The 18638-nt window shown below is 74.6% G+C and carries 12 protein-coding genes and 2 pseudogenes; 9 read left to right on the forward strand and 5 right to left on the reverse strand.

The annotated features are described in order from the left end of the window. Positions 1-297: 297 nt before the first annotated feature. A complete protein-coding gene (locus ACZ6SQ_RS09360) occupies positions 298-1188 on the reverse strand; it encodes a Gfo/Idh/MocA family protein (protein ID WP_386380114.1) in 891 nt (296 codons plus the stop codon). Positions 1189-1433: 245 nt separating this feature from the next. On the opposite strand from ACZ6SQ_RS09360, the gene bdeA reads away from it, so the two are divergent. The 9 genes and pseudogenes from bdeA to ACZ6SQ_RS09405 all read left to right on the forward strand — a co-directional run. Beyond that, positions 1434-2369 (forward strand): bis(hydroxyethyl) terephthalate hydrolase, encoded by a 936-nt coding sequence (gene bdeA, locus ACZ6SQ_RS09365; RefSeq protein ID WP_469558469.1) that lies wholly within the window; start codon positions 1434-1436, stop codon positions 2367-2369. Between the two features lie 160 nt (positions 2370-2529). Continuing rightward, complete coding sequence (locus tag ACZ6SQ_RS09370; protein WP_469558471.1) at positions 2530-5277, forward strand: helix-turn-helix transcriptional regulator; 2748 nt, start codon at positions 2530-2532, stop codon at positions 5275-5277. Positions 5278-5996: 719 nt separating this feature from the next. Further along, positions 5997-7268: an RsbRD N-terminal domain-containing protein gene (locus tag ACZ6SQ_RS09375; RefSeq protein WP_469558474.1), complete on the forward strand. Its 1272-nt coding sequence runs from the start codon at positions 5997-5999 to the stop codon at positions 7266-7268. Between the two features lie 406 nt (positions 7269-7674). After that, entirely contained in the window at positions 7675-8523 is an 849-nt protein-coding gene (locus ACZ6SQ_RS09380) for an ABC transporter ATP-binding protein (RefSeq protein WP_469558477.1), read from the forward strand. Further along, positions 8520-9323 (forward strand): annotated as a pseudogene (locus ACZ6SQ_RS09385) (ABC transporter ATP-binding protein); the annotation flags it as partial. The gene ACZ6SQ_RS09380 and the pseudogene ACZ6SQ_RS09385, both read left to right, overlap by 4 nt. Before the next feature lie 203 nt (positions 9324-9526). Continuing rightward, the gene (locus ACZ6SQ_RS09390; protein WP_469558480.1) at positions 9527-10423 is read left to right on the forward strand and encodes a branched-chain amino acid ABC transporter permease; all 897 of its coding nucleotides are present in this window, start codon (positions 9527-9529) and stop codon (positions 10421-10423) included. After that, complete coding sequence (locus ACZ6SQ_RS09395) at positions 10416-11540, forward strand: branched-chain amino acid ABC transporter permease (RefSeq protein WP_469558482.1); 1125 nt, start codon at positions 10416-10418, stop codon at positions 11538-11540. The genes ACZ6SQ_RS09390 and ACZ6SQ_RS09395 overlap by 8 nt, the downstream gene beginning before the upstream one ends. Next, positions 11537-12808 carry an ABC transporter substrate-binding protein gene (locus ACZ6SQ_RS09400; protein WP_469558484.1) on the forward strand — a complete coding sequence of 424 codons (1272 nt, stop codon included), beginning with the start codon at positions 11537-11539 and terminating at the stop codon, positions 12806-12808. The genes ACZ6SQ_RS09395 and ACZ6SQ_RS09400 overlap by 4 nt, the downstream gene beginning before the upstream one ends. A gap of 87 nt (positions 12809-12895) precedes the next feature. Further along, a pseudogene (locus ACZ6SQ_RS09405) lies at positions 12896-13459 on the forward strand (ABC transporter ATP-binding protein); the annotation flags it as partial. A gap of 58 nt (positions 13460-13517) precedes the next feature. Here ACZ6SQ_RS09405 and tgmB read toward each other — a convergent pair. The 4 genes from tgmB to ACZ6SQ_RS09425 form a co-directional block, all read right to left on the reverse strand. Further along, positions 13518-14507, reverse strand: a complete 990-nt coding sequence (gene tgmB, locus ACZ6SQ_RS09410; RefSeq protein ID WP_469558487.1) for an ATP-grasp ribosomal peptide maturase — start codon at positions 14505-14507, stop codon at positions 13518-13520. 13 nt (positions 14508-14520) lie between these two features. Beyond that, positions 14521-14712 carry a putative ATP-grasp-modified RiPP gene (gene tgmA, locus ACZ6SQ_RS09415; protein ID WP_386380124.1) on the reverse strand — a complete coding sequence of 64 codons (192 nt, stop codon included), beginning with the start codon at positions 14710-14712 and terminating at the stop codon, positions 14521-14523. A 570-nt stretch (positions 14713-15282) separates the two neighbouring features. Next, the gene (locus ACZ6SQ_RS09420) at positions 15283-16410 is read right to left on the reverse strand and encodes a hypothetical protein (protein WP_469558489.1); all 1128 of its coding nucleotides are present in this window, start codon (positions 16408-16410) and stop codon (positions 15283-15285) included. Between the two features lie 843 nt (positions 16411-17253). Continuing rightward, positions 17254-18624: an FAD-dependent oxidoreductase gene (locus ACZ6SQ_RS09425; protein WP_469558492.1), complete on the reverse strand. Its 1371-nt coding sequence runs from the start codon at positions 18622-18624 to the stop codon at positions 17254-17256. Positions 18625-18638: the final 14 nt, after the last annotated feature.

Consider the following 18638-nt stretch of genomic DNA (forward strand, 5'->3'; position numbering starts at 1 on the left):
CGCTCGCGCAGTTCCCCGCGCCCCTAGGGGGTGGCTGGGTGCAGGCTGCGTTTTCGGGTCGCGGGTGCGATGTGGTTGGTCGCGCAGTTCCCCGCGCCCCTAGGGGGGTGTCTGCTGGGCCGTCGGAGACGTGCTGCCTCCCGAGATTGCGGAGAGCTGCACGTGGCTTCTTGGGGGCGCGGGGAACTGCGCGCCCAGCCAGAGACGGCCCGCAGGTGAAGTCTCCAGGGGCGCGGGGAACTGCGCGTTCGGCCGCGACGGTCGGTGGGTGAAAGCACGGGGCGCGGGGAACCCCCGTCAGTCCTCGTTCGCGCCCAGCATGGCCTCCGCCTCCGCGAGAATCTCCGTCACCCGCAACCCGAACGCCGCGTCACACGGATGCGGCCGCCCCGAGCGAACCGCAGCGAGCAGCGCATCGCCCGCACGGGACAACGCCCGCACCGGCCCGTCGCCGCCGTGCGGCAGCCGGGCCACCCCGGCCGCACCCCGCAGCTCCACATCCGTGCCCGCCGCCGCGAGCGGAGCGGTGAGGCTGAGGATGAGCGAGCTGAACGCACCCCCCTCGTGCTCGACCACGAGATGCGCCGTGTCCCCCGGGCCGTGCGCCACGGACGCCACCCGCACCGCGTCGCCGAGCACCGGCAGCAGCACGGACAGGGCGTGCGGGCCGACGTCCCACAGCGCACCCTTCTCGCGCCGCCAGGGCGACTGGGCGAAGGGGCTGTCGCCGCCGCTGAAGACCGCGCCGAGCCACTGCGCCCGCGCGGTGAACCAGCCCTCCTCGGCGGCCTGTTCGGCGATCCACAGCTCGGCCTCCGGCTGGAACCGGGTCGTGAAGAACACCACCGAGGCGACCTGCGCCTCCCGCACGGCCTCGGCCACGGCCCGCGCCTGCGCGACCGTCGGGGCCAGCGGCTTGTCGAGCAGCAGATGACGCCCCGCGCGGGCCGCCCGTACCGCCAGGTCGGCCTGCACACCGGGCGGCAGCGCCACCGCGACGGCGTCCACGTCCTCCAGCAGCGCGTCGACGTCGTCGTAGGCGCGTGTGCCGTGCAGGGACGCCAGTTCCTTGGCGGCGTCGGGGCGGCGCCCCCACACCCCCGCGAGGTCCAGCTCCGGGTGGGCCTCCAGGGCGGGCGCGTGGGCCATCCGGGCCCACGGTCCCGTGCCGAGCAGTCCGATGCGCATACCGCCGCCTCTCCACGGTGCCGAACGTCGTGCCGACCGGCGGCCGGGCCACCGGTACGCAGGTGAGCGTGCCACACGCCCCGGGCCGCCGCGCAAGCCCCGTGCCGCGGGCGCCCTGGGGGCGCAACGACGCACGACCGGTGATTTCGCCGGTGGCCGGGGCTTGCGGCGCCCTCACAGTGGCACTCGCCCGCCGCTCCCCACGGCGGGCTCGCAACGGCATACGACCGAGAGGACGACTCGTCGTGCAGCAGCACCCCCACACCCCCGTGACCCCCGAGGGCGCACGCCCGGCCCGCCGCGCCCACCGCGGCCGGCGTCTGGCCGGGACGATCGCCGCTCTGGCGGCCGTCGCCGGGCTCGGCGCCCTGTCCGGCCCCGGCGCGCACGCGGCGGACAACCCCTACCAGCGCGGTCCCGCGCCGACCACCGCGAGCATCGAGGCGGCCCGCGGCCCGTACGCGGTCTCCGAGACCTCGGTGTCCTCGCTCGTGGTCACCGGCTTCGGCGGGGGTACCGTCTACTACCCCACCAGCACCGCCGACGGCACCTTCGGCGCGGTCGCCGTCGCGCCCGGCTACACCGCCACCCAGTCCTCGATGGCCTGGCTCGGCCCCCGGCTGGCCTCCCAGGGCTTCGTGGTGTTCACCATCGACACCCTCACCACGCTGGACCAGCCCGACTCCCGCGGACGCCAGCTCCTGGCCGCGCTCGACTACCTCACCGAACGCAGCTCCGTGCGCTCCCGCATCGACAGCACCCGGCTCGGCGTGATGGGCCACTCGATGGGCGGCGGCGGCACCCTGGAGGCCGCGAAGTCCCGCCCCTCCCTCCAGGCGGCCATCCCGCTCACCCCGTGGAACCTCGACAAGACCTGGCCCGAGGTCACCACCCCCACCCTGATCGTCGGAGCCGACGGCGACACGATCGCCCCGGTCGCCTCGCACGCGGAGCCGTTCTACGGCAGCCTGCCGGCCGGCACGGACCGCGCCTACCTGGAGCTGAACAACGCCACCCACTTCACGCCCAACGCGTCCAGCACCACGATCGCGAAGTACAGCGTGTCCTGGCTGAAGCGGTTCATCGACAACGACACCCGCTACGAGCAGTTCCTCTGCCCGCTGCCCTCGCCGAGCCTCACCATCGAGGAGTACCGGGGCAACTGCCCGCACGGCTCCTGACCGCCGCTGTGCCGGTGCACGGACGCGGTCCGGCCGCGCTGGGCACCGGCACAGAGCCCGGCCCCGGGCCGCCGGAAACGGCAGGTCGCGCGGGTGAGCGGCCCGGCCGGGGCGGACGTACGCCTTCCGGCCGGGGTTACCCGTACGTAACGTGCCGGGAATGACCGGACGGACGAGCAGGACGACGACGGCCCCACGCCTGCACGGGCGGGGGCCGCAGCTGCGTGCCCTGGCCGCGCTGTCGGACCGGCTGCCGGAGCGGGCCGGAGTGCTCGTCGTGACCGGCGAACCGGGGATCGGCCGCACCGCTCTCCTCGACCACGCCGCCCGCGCCTTCCCGGCCGGGCCGGTGCACCGCCCGCACGCAGAGCCCGCCCCGGGGCGGCGCCCGTACGGCGGACTGCGCGCCGTCCTGCGAGCCCTCGACCAGGGCGGCCCGCAGGAGCCCGCCGATGCCGAGGCGGGCGCCGGACTGCTGCTCGCGGCGCTGCGCGCGGCGGCGGGCGGCGAGCCACTGCTGCTGTGCGTGGACGACGTACATCTGTGGGACGGCCCGTCCCTCGCCGTGCTGGGCCTGGCCGCGCGGCGGCTGACGGAGGCCGGCCCGGTGGCCCTGGTGGCCGCCGTCGCCGGGTACGCGCCCCGGGAGCTCGCCGGACTGCCCACGACGCATCTGCCGCCGCTGACCCCGTCGGCGGCCGTCGCCGTCCTGGACGACGCGACCGGCACGGGCGCCGACCCGGCCGTACGGGACGCGCTGCTGGAGGAGGCCGAGGGGAACCCGGCCCTGCTGCTGGCCCTGGCCGGGCGGCTGACCTGCACCGACCCGGCCGGATCGCGCCCTCTGCCCGCCCCGCCCGCCGACCCCGGCACCCTCACCGCCGTGGCGGGCCCGTTCCTGCGCGGCCTCCCACCGGACACGGACGGCCTGCTCCTGGTCACGGCGGCGGCGCTGCGAGGGGCGGAGGGGGACGGCGCGGACGTCGACGCCGGGCTCGTCGGCGCGGCGCTCTCCGGCCGGGGACTCCGTCCGGACCCGCCCGCCGAAGCGTCCCCCGCCCTGCTCCTCGCCGACGGACGGCTCCGCTTCGCCGGCGCCGTGCTGCGCCGGGCCGTGTACGCCGCAGCCGCGCCGGACCGGCGGCGGGCCGCGCACCTGGCCCTCGCGCGGGTGCTGGAGGGCGACGGCGACCGGCTGCGCCGCCTTTTGCACCGGGCCTGGGCGGCGACCGGAGCGGACCCGGAGCTGTCCGCCGAACTGACCGCGGCCGCGAGCGACCCCGGCTGCCCCGCCCCGCACCGGCTGCGCTCCCTCGCCCACGCCCGCGCCGCCGAGCTGACCACCGACGAGACGGCCCGCGCCCGCTGCCGTACGGCCGCCGCAGGTCAGGCCCTGCACGCCGGACTGCCCCGGCGCGCGCTGGAACTGCTCGACACCGCCGCACACCCGAGCCTCCCGGCCGCCGTGCGCGGACGGGCCGAGCTGCTGCGGGGCAGCGTGCAGCTCCTCGACGGGCCCACCGCCACCGCCCGCGAGTCCCTGCTGACCGCCGCGGCCCTGCTCGCCGTCCCCGCGCCGGAGCTCTCGGCCGTCGCCGGGACCCGCGCCATGGACGCGGCCTGGGCGGCGGGCGACCTGCCCGGCTGTCTGGAGGCCCTGTCCCGCGCGCCACGTCAGGACGACAGGCCCGACGACTACCACCGGGGACTGCGGTCCGCGCTGGAAGGGCGGCTCGAGGACGCCGTGGCACCGCTGGAACGGGTCGTCGCCGGCGCCCGCTCGGCCGACCCCGCCCGGGCGGCCGAGCTGGCACGGGCGGCCGGGGCCGCGCTGGTCCTGGGCGACCTGCCCACGGCCTCGCGCGCGGCGGCGCGGGCGGTCGCCCTGGCCAGGGCCGACGGCGACCGGGTCGTCGTACCGCGGGCGCTGGAGTACCTCGCGTACGCCGAGCTGCGCAGCGGGCGGCACCCGCAGGCCCGCGCCCACGCCGAGGAGGGGCTGCGGGCGGCGCGGGCCGCGGGCCAGCGCAACACCGCGGCAGGGCACCGGGCGGTGCTCGCCCTGGTCGCCTCGATCGAGGGGGAGCCCGCCGAGGTCGCCGGGCACGCGGGCGAGGCGCTGGCCACGGCCCGCCGGCACGGGCTGGCGCAGACGGCCACCCTCGCCCAGTGGGCGCTGGGCCGGGCGGACCTGGGCCGCGGCCGACCGCTGGAGGCCGCCGACCGGCTCGGTCCCCTCGTACGGCCAGGACCCCGGCGCGGCCACTTCGCGGTGTGGATGCTGGCCGTGCCCTGCTTCGTCGAGGTGGCCGTGCTCGCGGGACGCCAGAGCGAGGCCCGGCAGGCGCTGGAGGACCTCGCGGCCTGGTCGGCCTTCGGCGCGGACCCGCAGGCCCCCGCCCAGTTGCTGCGCTGCCGCGCCCTGCTCGCCCCGCCCGACCTCGCCGACGAGCTGTACACCCGGGCGCTGGACCTGCACGAGCGCGCGACCGGCGACTTCGAGCGGGCCAGGACGGCGCTGCTGTACGGCAAGTGGCTGCGGCGGCGCCGTCGGCTGCGCGAGGCCCGCGACCTGCTCGGCGCCGCCCTGGTCGGCTTCGAGAGCAGCGGCGCCCGGGTCTGGGCCGACCAGGCACGCGGCGAGCTGCGGGCGCACCGTACGGCCGCCCCGGACACCCCGCGCGCCGGGGCGCTGGACCGGCTGACGCCCCAGCAGTGCCGTATCGCCCGCCATGTCGCCGACGGCGCGACGAACCGGGAGGTCGCCCGCATCCTCTCGGTGAGCACCCGTACGGTCGACTACCACCTCCGCAAGGTCTTCGCGGCGCTGGGAGTACGGTCCCGCGTCGAACTCGTCCGTCTCGTGGAACGGGCCGAGCGACCCGAGGGGGAGACGCGGGGCGCGTAGCGACACCGGGACCGGGTCGCCGACGGCGTCCGGCTACGCCTCGACGGGCTTGCCGTCGGCGCCCCGCGACGCCCCGGCCGGATCGCCGACGGCATGCTGCGACGGGCCGGGCTCGGATCGCCGACCGCGCGTGGCGCCGCCCGGACCAGGTCGCCGACGCCGCCCGGCGACGCCCCGACGGGGCTGCCGACGGCACGCGGCGACCCCCGGATCGGACGACCGGCGGGCGCGGCTACAGACCGGGACCGGTCTCCGACGGCACGCGGCGACCCCCGGATCGGACGACCGGCGGGCGCGGCTACAGACCGGGACCGGTCTCCGACGGCGCGTCGCGACGCCCGGACCAGGTCGCCTACGCCGTCCGGCCACGCCTCGATGGACTGCCGTCGGCGTCCGCAGACGCCCCGACGGGGCTGCCGACTGCACGTGGCGACACCCGGACCGGGGGACCGGCGGAGCGCGGCGACAGGCCGGGACCGAGTCACCGGCGGCGCACCGCGAGGCCCGGACCGGGGCGTCGGCGGAACCCCGGTCCGACCGTCCTCGGTGCCCGACGACACCCCGATCGAACCACCGACGGCGCCTCGCGGCGCCGGTGCGAGATGTCCCGCCGCGCGTAGTGACGCCGGAAAGAGATGTTCGACCCCTGGGGACCGACCGGACGGTATGCCATCCTTCCGACAGGACGAGTCAGGTCGCACACCTGGGGGAGGACCGTGATGCACCGAGCCCTGAAGCACCGCACGCCGCACCGCACCGTACCGGCCGTCGTACCGGCACCGCGGACGAGGCCCGTCCGGTCGTTGATCGACGCCGAGGCCATCACGGTCCTGCACCGCGCGGCCCGCGTGCTGCTGGCCGACCTGCCCGAACTGACCGACCGGCTGCTGGCCACCGTGCAGGACCAGGAGCCCGCCTACCGGGCGGCCGTGGCCGACGACCCGGTCGCCGTGTGGCAGGAGGTGCACCGCTCGCTGCGGCACAGCGTCGCCTCGCTGCTGGACCCGCGCGGCTCCCGGGACGCCGCCCGCCGCTGTTCGTGGAAGATCGGTGCCGCACGCGCGGAACAGGGTGTACCGCTGGACGCCCTGCTGCACGCCTTCCGGCTCGGCGGGTCCCTGGTGTGGCAGCGGCTGGTGGAGGAGACCTCGCGGACGGCGCCCGAGGACGTGCGGCTGCTGGTCCATGTCGCCTCCGACATCTGGAACTTCGTCGACGAGCACTGCACCCTCGTCGCGGACGCCTATCACCATGTCGAGCGGCAGCTGGCCTGGCAGCGGGAGAACAGGGTGCGGGTGCTGGTCGGGGCCCTCCTAGACGGCACCAGCCGGATCGCCGACCTCCCCGAGACCGCGCAGGCGCTGGAGCTGCCGGAGCAGGGTCGTTGTGCCGTGCTCGCCGTCACCGCCGGGCGGGGGCCGGGCCCGGGCCCGGCCGGGTCGCGGGCCGCCGTCCTCGTTCCGGGTGTGCGGGTGCACTGGCATACGGGCGGGGAGGTGGACTACGGCATAGTCCTGGTCCCGGAGGGCGAGATTCCGGTGTGCGAGGCAGTCGAAGCGGGTAACGGGCTGCGGATCGGTGTGAGCGGTGTCGTCGCGGGGCTGGCCGCCGTGGGGGAGGCCCGCGCGCAGGCCGACCTCGCGCTGAGCCTGTGCCCGCCGGAGGGCGGTGCCGTCCGGCTCGCCGAGCAGCTGCCCGCCGCCCTCGTCGTCTCCAGCCCCGATCTCGCGGCCGCCCTCGCCGACCGTGCGCTCGGCCCCCTCGCGGAACTGGACCCCGCCGACCGCGAGGTGCTCCTCGACACGGTCGCCGCCTGGCTGACCTGCGACGGTTCCGCTCAGCGGGCGGGCGAGCGGCTGTACTGCCACCGCAACACCGTGCTGAACCGGCTGCGGCGCTTCGAGCAGCTCACCGGGCGCTCGTTGCAGCGACCCCTGGACGTCGTGGAAGTGAGCCTGGCGCTGACGGCGCGCCGTGCGGTGCGCGACTGACCGCACCCGGCCCGGCCGCAGGGTCCTCGACGTCCGGGAGGGCGGATCGTCCGCGATCCGCCCTCTCCGCATGCCCGGTCGCCCGCCTCGCGGGGCTCTCCCCGCCTCGGTCGCCCGCCTCGCGGAGCTCTCCCCGCCACGCCCACCCTGCCGCGCCCCTCCGCCACGGTCGCTCACATCGCTCACCTGCTACGACCCCGGTCCGCCACGCCCCCGCCCGCCCCGGTCCCGCACCCCTTCGGCACGTCCCCTGGGCGTCGGCACAACGACCCGCCGCCTGTCTTGGGACCTCGCAGCCCTCCTGCTGATCGCTCTGTACCGGCCCCGCGCGGCCGTGTTGTCGTGAGCTCCCCTTCCCGCAGACCCGTGCCCCGTACGCCGGCCGGCACGGACCCGAGGAGCCGCGATGCCCGAAGCACCACCGGACGACGCGCCCGCGCTGCACGTCGAGAACCTGGACGTGACCTACGGCCGGGCGCTGTCCGCACTGCGTTCCGTGTCCCTGACCGTGCCGCCCGGCGCCGTCGTGGCGCTGCTGGGCGCCAACGGCGCCGGAAAGTCCACCCTGTTGCGGGCGGTCTCCGGCACCCTGCGCCTGCACCGCGGCCAGGTCACGGCCGGCCGCGTACGGTACGGCGAGACCGCGCTCGACGGGCGTGACCCCGTCACCGCGGTACGCGCCGGAGTCGTCCAGGTCCCCGAGGGCAGGCGGGTCTTCGCCGGCCTCACCGTCGACGAGAACCTCCGCTCCGGCGGTCTCGGCCTCGGCCGCCGCGCCCCGGCGCAGGTCCGCGCCTCCCGCGACCGGGTGTTCGCGCTGTTCCCGCGGCTCGCCGAACGCACCCGTCAGCAGGCGGGCCTGCTCTCCGGCGGCGAGCAGCAGATGCTCGCCATCGGCCGCGCGCTGATGGCGGCACCCCGGCTGCTGCTGCTGGACGAGCCCTCGCTCGGCCTCGCCCCGCGCATGGTGCACCGGATCGCCGAGGTGATCCGCGAGATCAACTCCCAGGGCACCGGCGTGCTGCTGGTCGAGCAGAACGCGGGCATGGCCCTGTCGCTCGCCTCCCACGCCTACGTCCTGGAGGTCGGCCAGGTCCGGCTCTCCGGCCCCGCCGACGAGCTCGCCCGCACGGACGCCGTGCGCCGCCTGTACCTGGGCGAGAGCGCCGACGACGAGACCGGCGGCGACACCGGAGACGAGACCGGCGACACCCCGCGGGGTGGCCGGGCGGCCGACGCTCAGGGGGCGGCGTGACCGACCGGACCATCACCCCGCCGCCCGTCCTCGAGGTGCGGGACGTCACCGTCAGGTTCGCCGGGCTCACCGCCCTCGACAGCGTGTCCCTGACCGTCGAACCCGGCACCGTCCACGCCGTCATCGGCCCCAACGGGGCGGGCAAGTCCACCTGCTTCAACGTGCTGTCGGGCCTGTACCGGCCGGCCTCCGGCACGGTCCGCCTCGGCGAGACCGAGCTGACCCGGCTGGCTCCGCACCGCATCGCCGCGCTCGGTGTGGCCCGCACCTTCCAGAACATCGTCACCACCGAGGGCACGGTCGCCGACAACCTCCTGGTCGGCCGCCACGCGCTGAGCCGCGCGGGCTACGCCGCCAGTGCCCTGCGGCTGCCCGGCGCCCGCCGGGAACAGCGCGAGCATCTCGCCCGCGCCCGGGAGATCGCCGAACTCACCGGCCTCGGCGACCACTTCGACACCCCGGTCGCGGTCCTGTCGTACGGCGACCGCAAACGCGTGGAGTTCGCGCGCGCCCTGTGCCTGGAGCCGCGCGTGCTGCTGCTCGACGAACCGGTGGCCGGCATGAACGCCGCCGAACGCGCCCGCACCGCGGAGGTCGTCCGGGACGTGCGCGAGCAACTCGGCCTGTCCGTGGTGCTCGTGGAGCACGACATGGGCCTGGTGATGCGGCTCGCCGACGAGGTCACGGTCCTGGACTTCGGCCGCACCATCGCCCACGGCACCCCCGACCAGGTCCGCCGCGACCCCGAGGTGCTGCGCGCCTACCTGGGTGAGGGCGAGAGCGACGCCGACGGAGAGGACGGCGACGACGACGCGGACAGCGAGGCCGGCGACGCCCCGGATCCCGACACCAACGCCAACAACGGCAAGAGCGACAACAACAGCAACAGCGACAGCGACAACAACCGCAACAGCAACAGCAACAGCAACAGCAACAGTGAAACCGACGCCCCCGACAGGCCCGACAGCGGCGGCGACGGAGAGAAAGAAGGGGAGGACGCCGCATGACGGGATTCCTCGATCACGTCCTCAACGGCCTGGCCCTGGGCTCGGTCTACGCCCTCGTCGCCCTCGGCTTCGTCGTGATCTTCAAGGCGTCCGGCGTGCTCAACTTCGCGCACGGCTCGCTGCTCCTGCTCGGCGGCTATCTCGCCGCCGTGCTCCACGACGACCTCGGCTTCGCCGGAGCGCTGGCCCTGGCCGTGCTGGTCACGGCGGCCGTGGCGGGCGCCCTGGACCGGCTGCTGCTGCGCGGCGGCGACCGCGACCCGCAGGCCGCCCATGTGCAGACGATCGTCACCATCGGCATCGACATCGTCCTGCTCACCGACCTCGCCCGGCGCATCGGCGGCGATCTGCTCACCCTGGGCGACCCGTGGGGCGACTCCGTCACCCGGCTCGGGCCGCTGACCGTCGCCGACAGCCGGCTCGCCGCGATCGCGGTGTCCGCGGTCGTCATCGGCGCCGTCTTCGCGCTGTTCCGGTTCACCTCCTGGGGCCTGTCCCTGCGGGCCTCGTCCGAGGACCTGGAGGCGGCGGCGCTGATGGGCGTCCGGCTGGTCCGGGTGCGCACCCTGGCCTGGTGCCTGGCGGGCGCGCTCGCCGCGCTGGCCGCGGTGTTCCTCGCCGCGTTCCCCGCGCCCGGCCTCGAGCGCACGACGGGACAGATCGCCCTCAAGGCCTTCCCGGCCGCGATCCTCGGCGGCATGGCGTCCCCGCCCGGCGCCCTGGCGGGCAGCCTGCTGATCGGTCTGACCGAGTCGCTGGTCGCCGGCTACCAGTCCGAACTCCACGTCCTGGGCGACGGGTTCGGCGACGTGGCCCCTTACGCCGTGATGGTGCTGGTCCTCCTGGTGCGGCCCACCGGCCTGTTCGGCGCGAAGGGAGCGGTCCGTGTCTGAACTCACCCGTCGGGCACGGTATGTGCTGCCCGTACTCCTGCTGTGCGCGCTGCCCTTCTACGTGGAGGCGTTCTGGCTGCGGGTCGGCCTGTTCGCCATGGCCGCCGCGATCGGGGCCGTGGGCCTCGGACTCCTGGCCGGCACGGCGGGACAGCTCTCCCTCGGCCACGCCTTCTTCCTCGCCGTCGGCGCCTACGGCTACGCCTGGCTGGCCGGGGATCCCGGACTCGGCCTGCCACCGCTGCTCGCCCTCGTCCTCGCGGTCCTGCTGGCGGGAGCCGCGGGCGGGCTGTTCAGCCCGGTCGCCGGGCGGGTGCGCGGCATCTACCTGGGGGTGGCCACCCTGGCGCTGGTCTTCCTCGGCCACCATGTGCTGCTCACCGCGGACTCCGTCACCGGCGGCTTCAACGGCCGCTCGGTGCCCCCGCTGACGGTCGGCGGCTTCGGCTTCACGGACGACGGCCCCGAACTGGTCCTGCTCGGTGTTCCGTTCGGCGCCGAGGAGCGCCTCTGGTACCTCGGTCTGGCCCTGCTCGCACTGACCTGGTTCACCGCCCGCGGCATCCGTGCCGGGCGGCCCGGCCGGGCGCTGGCGGCCCTGCGGGACAGCGAGACCGCGGCCGCGGTGATGGGCGTGAACGTGGCCCGGCACCGCTCGGCGGCCTTCGTGGTCTCCTCGATGTACGCGGGCCTGGCCGGGGCGCTGCTGGCCCTCGCGTTCCGCCGTATCGTGCCCGACTACTTCGGTCTCGCCCTCTCCGTCGACTACCTCGCCATGATCGTCATCGGCGGTCTGGGCTCGGTGGCCGGCGCCACCGCGGGCGCGGTCTTCGTCACCGCCCTGCCCCTGCTGATGACCCGTTACGCGGACCATCTGCCGCTGGTCGCCACCCCCGGCTCGGCGGACGGTCCGGTCGGTCCGACCGAGGCGGCCCGCTACCTCTACGGCGCCGCGATCGTCGTCTTCCTCCTGTACGCCCCCGACGGTCTGCACGGTCTGGTCCGCCGCCTGGGCGCCCGCCTGCGGCGCCGTCGTACCGAATCCGCCCCCGCGACGGACCCCTCGTCCGTCACCCCGCCGGTCACCGCGCCACGAGCCAAGGAGCACACCCCGTGAACGTCAAGCACCCCCGCCCCCGCATCCTCCTCGCCTCGGCTCTCGCGGCGCTTCTGCTCTCCTCCACCGCGTGCAGCTCCAAGGCGGGCGGCGACAGCAAGAGCGACGGAGCCGACGGCGTCAAGTCCGGCCCCGGCGTCACCGACAAGACCGTCCGGCTGGGCGCCCTGACCGACCTGACCGGCCCCTACGCCACTCTCGGCAAGAGCCTGGTCCAGGCCCAGCAGATGTGGGCCGACGAGACCAACGCGGCCGGCGGCGTCTGCGGCCGCAAGGTCGAGATCGTCGTGGAGGACCACGGCTACGACGTGCAGAAGGCCGTCACCGCCTACGCCGACATCTCCCCGGACGTCGTCGCCCTGCCCCAGGTCGTCGGCTCACCGGTGGTCGCGGCCCTGCTGGACGACATCGAGCGCGACCAGGTGCTCACCTTCCCGCAGGCCTGGGCCGCCTCCCTGCTCGGCAAGCAGTCCGTGCAGGTGCTCGGCACGACCTACGACCTCGACATGATCGCCGCCGTCGACTTCCTCACCCGCACCAAGGGGCTGAAGAAGGGCGACAAGATCGGCCACGTCTACTTCGAGGGCGACTACGGCAACAACGCCCTGGAAGGCTCGACCTGGGCGGCCGAACGCGCCGGAATGAAGATCGTCGGGCAGAAGATCAAGGCCACGGACACCGATCTGTCCGCCCAGGTCTCGGCGTTGCGCGCGGCCGGTGTGAAGGCCGTGCTGATCAGCGCCGGCCCCGCCCAGACCGCGTCCCTCGCCGGAGTGGCGGCCTCGCGCGGCCTGCTCGTCCCGATCGTCAGCAACGCCCCCGGTTTCGCGCCCCAGTTGATGAAGACCCCGGCCGCGAAGGCGCTGGTCGCGATGCTGAGCGTGGTCAGCTCCGCACCGGCCGTCGGCTCGGAGATCCCCGGGGTGCAGAAGATGGTGGCGGCGTACCAGAAGAAGTACGCGGGCTCCCCGGTCGACTCGGGCGTGCTCTCCGGCTACAACGCCGCGCAGTTGATCGGCGCCGACCTCAAGAAGGCCTGTGAGGCGGGCAGTCTGGCCCGTGAGGACGTCATCAAGGCGCACCGCGCGCAGCGTGCCGCCGACACCGGGCTCGGCTCCCCGCAGGACTTCTCCGACGTCAACCGGCCCGCGAGCGTGAAGACGTACGTGCTGAAGCCCGACGCGAAGGCCGTCGGCGGTCTGGTCGGCGTGGAGGAGGCGCACAGCGCGCCGGGAGTGGAGGAGTACCTGAAGTCCCGTAAGTCCTGACTCCGGGACGCGGGGTCCTCTCCGGCGCGGCGCGTGGAATAGCAACCGCTTGCTGGAGAGGACCCCGCCACATGGCGTCGTCGGCCCGGGTCCGTCCGGCCCACCACGGGCCGCATCCGGCTCGACGGCACCGACATGAACACGCTCGACCTGCGCACCTACCGGCGCTTCGTGTCCGTGGTGCCCCAGGAGTCCGTCCTGTTCGACGGCACGATCCGCGAGAACGTCGCCTACGGCATGGACGGCGCCGACGAGGAGTCGGTGCGCGCGGCGCTGCGCGACGCCAACGCGCTGGAGTTCGTCGACCGGCTGCCCCAGGGCCTGGACACACTGGTCGGCGAGCGCGGCGCCCGGCTGTCGGGCGGACAGCGTCAGCGGCTCGCCATCGCCCGCGCCCTGATCCGGGACCCGCGCATCCTCGTCCTGGACGAGGCGACCTCGGCGCTGGACACCCGGTCCGAGGCACTCGTCCAGCAGGCCCTCGCACGGCTGCTGCACGGGCGCACCACCTTCGTCGTCGCCCACCGGCTGTCCACGGTGCGCGGCGCGGACCGGATCGTGGTGATGGGCGACGGACGGGTCCTGGAGACCGGCACGCACGACGAACTGCTCGCCCGGGGCGGGGCGTACACCGGCCTGCACGGCGGTCAGGCGGTGTCCTGTAGTCCCCGGGCGGGGCCGTGGGCCGTCCAGGACGCCCGGACGGCGCTCAGGGCACGGCGGCGCTGGTACCACCCCGCCCTCTCTGCCGCGGCAGCGACGGCGGCGCCACGGCCAGCCATTCGGCGATCGTGCGCGCCAGCGGCTGGCCCGTCTCGACCTCGATGAAGCCGAACTGCCCCGACTGGTTGCACTCCAGGAACCACCAGGTCCCGTCGGAGTCCTCGGCGAAGTCGAAGGCGCCGTAGGCCAGTTCCGCCTCACGCAGATACCCGAGCACGCTCTCCGCGACCCGCGGCGGCACCTCGACCGGGAGCCAGGGCGTCCCCGACCCGGCGAAGCGCACATCCACGTCGTCCGGGTCCGCGTCGTCCGCGGTCGCCTTGCGCGCGGCCAGCAGCCGCTCGCCGACCGCCGTGAGCCGGATGTCCGCCCGCTTGGCGACCCGGCGCTGCAGCAGCGTGGGGCCGTAGGCCACGGCCGAGAAGTCCGTGCCCGGCGCCACCCTGCTGGTCGGCACCGCCCGCGGCGGTTCCTGCGGGTGCGCCCCGGACACCGGCTTGACCACCAGGTCCGGGAAACGCTCCGCGAACTGCCGCGCGGCCTGCGGGAAGGTGGTGATCAGGGTGGCCGGCACGGGCAGCCCGCTGAGCTGCGCGATCCGCAGCTGCCAGGGCTTGTGCCGGGCTCTGCGGGCCGCGTCGGGATGGTTCATCCAGCGCGCGCCGCTGCCCCGCAGCATCCCGTAGAGAGCCTGTGAGGACTCCTCGGTCAGCCACGGGGACGGCTCGGCCACGCGGGCCGCCGGCACCCCCGGCCGGCGCACCCAGACGGACCGCAGCCCCTCGATTCCCACCAGGCGCCCCGCGGACCACAGATGACCGCGGAAGGTGCCGTGCACATACTCGCCCGAGAGCGCGACCTGGCCGGTCAGATCGGCCGGATCGAGCCTCAGCACGGGCACTCCGGCCGCGTGCAGGTGCACGACCACCATGTCCGCCGTCACATCCTCTTCGGATGTCAGGATCAGGACGGTCATCGACGTTCCGTGTTCAGTCGTCGAAGTGCGTCTTGGAGCCCGCGGTCGATGTCGTGGTCCCGAGTTCTCTCAACAGGGCGTGATCGGTGGCGGCGATCCTCCCGTCCAGGAGCACGTTCAACTGCAGACCGGAGTCATAGGTGTACGCAGCGGTTACGTCCAACTTCACGGCCGGGCGGGCGTAGTTGAGCGCGAACGGTTGCATGGTCTCTCCCTCGTCGGTGCTGCTCCGGACAAGTCCGGGAACAGGCCGCTGTCTTGCTGCGCCCCGTGGATCTTGCAGGGCTTCCATCACTTATACGAATCGAACGAGTGAATGGTTTCGTCACACTCCGCTACCGCGGGCGTGAAGGGTCGCTCTGAACCTGAGACGGCCGGAACCGCCCATCGGTTGACTTTTCCTGGGAGATGGGTGACGCCTGTGGAGCCGCGCGTGCGGGCCGCCGCAGGGTCCGACGGTGCCGCGCCGTGCCGCGGTTCCCTCAGTCGCGACGCCCGGCCGGGTGTCCGACGGCCCGTGAGACCTGGTGCGGGTCCGTCGGCGGCACCAGTGCGACGGCGGCGAGCGCGGGGGTGGTCGAGTCCACGAAGCCCTCCTGTGTCCGGTGCGCTTGCGGGGTGAGCGTGGCGCGTGCCACATCCGTGCGCCCCGTGGCACGGCGCGCACGCGCCTTTCTGAGAATTCCCCCTTACGGCGGCTGTATTGCCGCGACGGCGGGCGCCCACACCCTTCCGGACGCCGTGTGCGCCCGTACGCCCCTCGGGGCGCGCTGGTTCAGGCCGGTGTCGGGTCGTCCGGGTTCTCGCCGCCGGCGGAGGGGCGCCGGGTCCGGGTGGCGGGCCTGAAGCGCTCCAGGGTGCGCGTGAGGTGCCTGAACGGCGTCGCGGTGGCGGGCTGCGCCGGGGCCGGCAGCCGGTCGCCGACCGCCTCCCGGTAGGCGGCCAGCGCCTCGTTGGCCTGCTCGGCGGCCTCCCGGTACAGGTCCCGCGACTGCGTCATCGCCTCCAGCGCCTCGGCGTACATGGCGACGAGCTTGCGCTCCCGGGCGAGTTCCTCCTCCAGGGTGAGCAGACGCCAGTCGTCCCGGAGGACCGTGAGCGCCGCCTCGGCGTCCTCGGACAGCGGCCGGGGCAGGGTTGTGAAAAGGGTCACAGCCGCGGTGAGTTCGGCCGGTTCCGACCCGTCGAGGAAGACGCTGCGCACGGAGAAGTCCTCGCCTTCGTAGCCGGCCGGGGCGGGCTCCCCGGGCAGCACGACCGCTCCGCCGCGCGGCAGTCGGACGCCGAGGTCGCGCAGGGCGTAGTTCACGGCCCGCAGCTGATGGGGCGCCGCGCGGTGCTCCACCACCCGGTGCCGCAGGGCGGGCGGCAGCCGGTCCGCCAGCGGCACCCGGCCCCGCTCGTCCGGCGTCATGGCCTCGTGCACGACGACATGGACGGCCCAGCCCGACCGCGCGGCGTCCTTCAGCACGCGCCGCAGGTCCTTCTCGTCCTCCGGCAGCGGGTTCAGCGCGGCGAGTGCGAGGCCGGCGCCGGTGTCGTGGCCCCACTCGGGCTCGGTGTCCTGCGGCCAGAACATGTCCGCGGGCGAGGGCCACCCGAGGTCCCAGGCCCGCTCCGCCTCCGCGGCCAGCGTCCAGGCGCGGTCCCCGTCCGGGCCCGGCGCGAGCGTCAGGCGCGCCCGCACGGTGACCTCGGCCACGGGCCGCCAGCGTGCCTCGAACGCCCGCTCGGGGGAGCCCTCGGCGGCGGGCACCTCGACGTGGCCGTCGATCGTCCCCGTGTCCTTCAACTGCCGCAGACGCGCGCGTACGGCGCCTTCGGCACCGGGTCCTACATGGCGGCCACGGGCCAGCCAGACCGTGGAGGGAGTCATCGGGCGGTCGGTCGTGGAGGTCGACATGGGTCCATCAAGGGAAGGGGGCGGGTTCCACCTGCAAGTATCCCCACCCGGCCGCGGAACCGATCATCCGGGGGGTCGGCGGGTCGCCGAACCGGAGCAACTTCCGTCGCGCGCACGGGGTGTGCGCGCCACGCGCGGGGCACGCGGAACGCACCCCGACGCAATTCCCCTCACTCCTGTCCCGGAGTGGCGCACAGCGGCAGGATTCCAAGGCGGACAGGGCGCGCCCGCCATCCGCTTCGGGGCGGGTCCTGTTCGCGCGGGAGGACACGGCCGCACCCGGGAGGGCGGCCGCGACTGTCCGCACGGGGGTCTCGGTGTCGCTTCGGGGCGGGTCCTGGACAGACGGAGAGGCGGAGCCGCACGGCCCCACATGCTCCGTCCGGAGTCCTGTCCCACCCCGGAGCGACCCAGCGCGACGCGCCCGCGCCCGCAGGGGGTGGTGCCTCACCTGCGGCCCGGTGGGGGGGCATCCGCGCAGTTCCCCGCGCCCCTGACGAGGGGTGGTGCTTCACGTGCGGGCCGGTGGGGGGCGTTCGCGCAGTTCCCCGCGCCCCCAAGAAGGGGGGTGCCTCATCTGCAGGTCGTTCGCGCAGTTCCCCGCGCCCCCAAGAAGGGGGGTGCCTCATCTGCAGGTCGTTCGCGCAGTTCCCCGCGCCCCTGGAGGACCGGACCGCCCGGCCAAGCTCAAAGGGGCGCGGAGAACTGCGCGAACAACCACGACGAAAGCCGCACCGACCCACCGGCAGCACACCTAGGGGCGCGGGGAACTGCGCGAGCGGCCACGACGAGGGCCGCACCGACCCACCGGCAGGCCGCACCCCCCCGCCACCCCACGGAGTGCTACGCGTCGCTGGCCCGCAGCATGTCCTCCCGCTCGACGATCTTCACACGCTCACGCCCCTCCGCGGAGCCCAACGCCTTCTCCGCCGCATCGAGCCGATACCAGCCCTCCCACGTCGTGAACCGCAGGTTCCGCTCGGCCAGGAAGGCGTCCACCGCCTCCGGAGCCGGCGAGTCCGGGGACTGCAGCCGCCCACCCGCGAAGTCCTCCAGCAGATTCGCCACCGTCTCGTTGGCGTCACCCTTGGTGTGGCCGATCAGACCCACCGGCCCACGCCGGATCCAGCCCGTGACGTACACGGACTCCAGATGCGCACCGCTCTCCTGGATGACCCGGCCGCCCTGGTCCGGCACCGTGCCCGAGTCGATGTCCCAGGGCAGCTTGGGCAGCTTGTCGGACAGGTAGCCGACCGCGCGGTACACGGCGTCGACGTCCCAGTCGGTGAACTGTCCCGTGCCCTTGACGTTGCCGGTGCCGTCCAGCTCCGTGCGCTCGGTGCGCAGCCCCACGACCTTGCCGTCCTCGCCGAGGATCTCCACCGGCGACTCGAAGAAGTGCAGGAACAGTTTGTGCGGGCGGTCGCCGGTGTCGCGGATCGCCCAGTTCTCCAGGGTCTTGGCGACCATGTCGGTCTGCTTGTTGCCCCGCCGCTCGGCTATCGAGCCCTCGTCGTAGTCGATGTCCTCGGGGTTGACGACGACCTCGATGGTGGGGGAGTGGTCCAGCTCGCGCAGTTCCATCGGGCTGAACTTCGCCTGCGCCGGACCACGTCGGCCGAACACGTGGATCTCGACGGCCTTGTTGGCCTTGAGGCCCTCGTAGACGTTCGGCGGGATCTCGGTCGGCAGCAGCTCGTCGGCCGTCTTGGCGAGGATGCGGGAGATGTCCAGCGCCACGTTGCCCACGCCGAGGACGGCGACCTTCTCGGCCTCCAGCGGCCAGGTGCGCGGCACGTCCGGGTGACCGTCGTACCAGGAGGCGAAGTCGGCGGCACCGTAGGAGCCGTCCAGCTCCACACCGGGGATCTTCAGCTCACGGTCCGCCATGGCGCCGGTGGAGAAGATCACCGCGTCGTAGAAGGCGCGGAGGTCGTCCAGGTGGACGTCGGTGCCGTAGTCGATGTTGCCGAAGAGGCGGACCTGCGGCTTGTCCAGCACCTGGTGCAGGGCGTTGATGATGCCCTTGATGCGCGGGTGGTCCGGGGCGACGCCGTAGCGGATCAGACCGAACGGCGCGGGCATGCGCTCGAAGATGTCGATGGACACGCCGGGCTCGCTGGCGGCCACGTCGGACTTGAGCAGGGCGTCGGCGGCGTAGATACCGGCGGGTCCGGCTCCGACGATGGCTACCCGCAGAGGGCGCGGCGACATGATCAGGTTCCCTT

This window comes from Streptomyces sp. NPDC048600, assembly GCF_055587025.1.